This is a genomic window from Veillonellales bacterium (assembly GCA_039680175.1).
GTDB lineage: Bacteria > Bacillota > Negativicutes > JAAYSF01 > JAAYSF01 > JBDKTO01.
The window spans coordinates 1-2,542 of sequence record JBDKTO010000052.1 but is presented as its reverse complement, the minus strand read 5'-3'; the positions used below and the strand labels follow the sequence as shown (position 1 = coordinate 2,542).

The 2,542-nt window shown below is 40.6% G+C and carries 3 protein-coding genes; 2 read left to right on the top strand and 1 reads right to left on the bottom strand.

Annotation, left to right across the window (positions count from 1 at the left end):
- Both ABFC84_08710 and ABFC84_08705 read left to right on the top strand, forming a co-directional pair.
- The coding region (locus tag ABFC84_08710) for a sugar transferase (protein ID MEN6412831.1) at window positions 1-645 on the top strand (645 nt) is incomplete at its 5' end.
- 56 nt (window positions 646-701) lie between these two features.
- Window positions 702-1,298 (top strand): acetyltransferase, encoded by a 597-nt coding sequence (locus ABFC84_08705; protein MEN6412830.1) that lies wholly within the window; start codon window positions 702-704, stop codon window positions 1,296-1,298.
- Window positions 1,299-1,845: 547 nt separating this feature from the next.
- Here the strand turns inward: ABFC84_08705 and ABFC84_08700 are convergent.
- Window positions 1,846-2,542: ATP-binding protein (locus ABFC84_08700; protein ID MEN6412829.1), on the bottom strand; the 697-nt coding region annotated here is incomplete at its 5' end.

The window sequence follows — 2,542 nt, the reverse complement described above, 5'->3', positions numbered from 1 at the left end:
TTTTTTGATTATTTTAATAAGAAGTTATTCATGTATATTCATTTTTTTAAACGTTTGTTAGATTTCATGATTGCTCTGGTTGGCTTAATTATCCTCAGCCCACTGTTTTTAATCCTTTGGATAGTGCTATCAATAGCCAACAAGGGAGCGGGGGTATTTTTTTTACAGGAACGGCCGGGAAAAGACGAAAAGATTTTTAAGGTGATCAAATTTAAGACGATGAACGACCGGCGGGATGAGAACGGCATTCTGTTACCCGACAGCGAAAGGTTAACAAAAATTGGACGGTTAGTCCGTTCACTCTCTCTGGACGAGTTACCCCAGCTGGTTAACGTATTAAAAGGGGATATGGCACTGGTAGGCCCCCGGCCTCTTCTGGTAAAATATCTTTCGCTATACAGTAAAGAACAGAGTCGCCGGCACGAAGTCCGCCCTGGAATAACCGGTTGGGCTCAGGTTAACGGCCGCAATGCTATCAGCTGGCAGGAGAAATTTGAATACGATGTGTGGTACGTTGACCATATAACAGTATATTTGGATGTAAAAATTCTTTTTTTGACACTTATGAAGGTATTCAAACGAGAAGGGATAAACTCTAAGGTCAGTACAACAATGGAACCGTTTAGAGGGAATAGTTGGCAGTAATCAGTTGCCAGTAAACTGTAAACTAGTAACTATAAAATCTTAAATTAAAAGTTAATATGTATTTATACGGTGCAAGCGGCCAAGCTAAAGTTATTATTGATATCCTAAAATCGCAAGGAAAAAATATTCTAGGCTTGATCGATGATAATCTTTCGATTAATGAACTGTTAGGTTATCCCGTATATCATGATGCAAAAAATCTATCGCCACTAATCATAAGTATTGGTGATAATACAATACGCAAAAAAATAGCTAAGCGCTTACAGGGTATTTGTTTTGAAACAGCAGTCCATACTTCAGCTATTTTGTCGAATATCTGTTCAATAAAAGAGGGCACGGTAGTAATGCAGGGTAGTATTATTCAATCTTGCAGCAATATAGGAAGGCACTGCATCATCAATACCGGAGCATCAGTGGACCACGATTGCCAAGTGAATGACTTTGTGCATATATCCCCGCATGCTGCACTTTGCGGAAATGTTAGCGTCGGCGAAGGGACATGGATTGGTGCGGGTACAATCGTTATTCCGGGTGTGAAAATAGGGAGCTGGTGTATTATCGGAGCAGGTTCTGTTGTAACCAAAGATATACCTGACCGAGTATTGGCTTTCGGTAACCCTTGCAAAGTGGTTAAACAATTATCCATACCATGATCGGAACAAACAATTCAATTTATTATTATGCATAATATGCAAGAACGTATTTGGCTCTCTTTGGCTTACATAGGGGGAAAGGAGCTGGACTTTATAAAGAAGGCTTTCGATACCAACTGGGTTGCTCCGTTGTGAACAAATGTTACGCGATTTGAGCAGGGGTTAGCCTACCTGTGAAGCGAAACGAATACTTAGGATATTCCACCTACCATATTAAGGAAGGCTATCGAAAAAAAGAATTGAAAATCCGCGTAAATCAGCGAGAAAGAAAAAGAAGATTTTACGCAGATGAGCGCAGATAGAAGAATTCAGAAAGATAGCGTAAAGCAGATAAAATCCGCATAAATCAGCGAGAAAAGAATAAGATTTCACGCAGATGGACGCAGATAAAAGAACGCAGAAAGATAGCGTAAAGCAGATAAAATCCGCGTAAATCTGCGAGAAAATAAATCCGCGCAAATCAGCGAGAGAATAAATCAGCGAGAATCAGCGGGAAAAGAAATAGATAGGTTCACGCAGATGGGCGCAGAGGAAAAACCTGAAAATATTACTTCTTGAAAAAATTCTTTTGAAGCCAATATTTATACATCGGATCTAAAAACGATAATTCTTCACCCGTATCATCCAGTATCTCGTTTTCGATCAATAGCCGTTTGAGGCGCACCACATTGGCGGAAGTGCCTAATTGGTATTTTTCGAGTGTTTCTTTCGCCGTCAATTGCTTTTCTCCAGATAGAACAGCTTTGAGTAAATGAATCTGAAAAGAAGAGAGTTTTTCCGTGCTGTTGGCAAACAGAAGGCTGAGTTGATTGACAATATCTTCATGCGCCGATAATACGATATCTTGATTGCATTCGTCATGTGTGCGAAACCATGCTTGCTGAGCCAATTGCTGCACATAATAGGGATGATTGTCGGCAAGTCGGGCAATTAATCGAGCATCGTCGGGCAAAAGCGTTTTACCTGTATCTTGGAATCGCCTGCAAAGAAAAACGATCCATTCACTTTCGGGAATTTTATCGAGCAGCATCAAATCGCCGAACTTGTAAAACGGCTTTGAAGGATCGCTGAAGATATCCCGCAAGATGTGGCGTTTACTGCCATAAAGACAGTAAGCTACTTGCTGATGATTCTGCCAGTGCGAACGCAACTTTTGCTGAAAAGCATCGGGATTGCCGAATTGCATGATGTTTTGAAATTCGTCGATGCAAATCACGAGTTGCAACTCTTTTTTTCGGGCAATG

What these genes read in the sequence shown, in the direction of transcription:
- ABFC84_08705 (MEN6412830.1), top strand. Translation starts at nt 702, where the DNA reads ATGTATTTATACGGTGCAAGCGGCCAAGCTAAAGTTATTATTGATATC.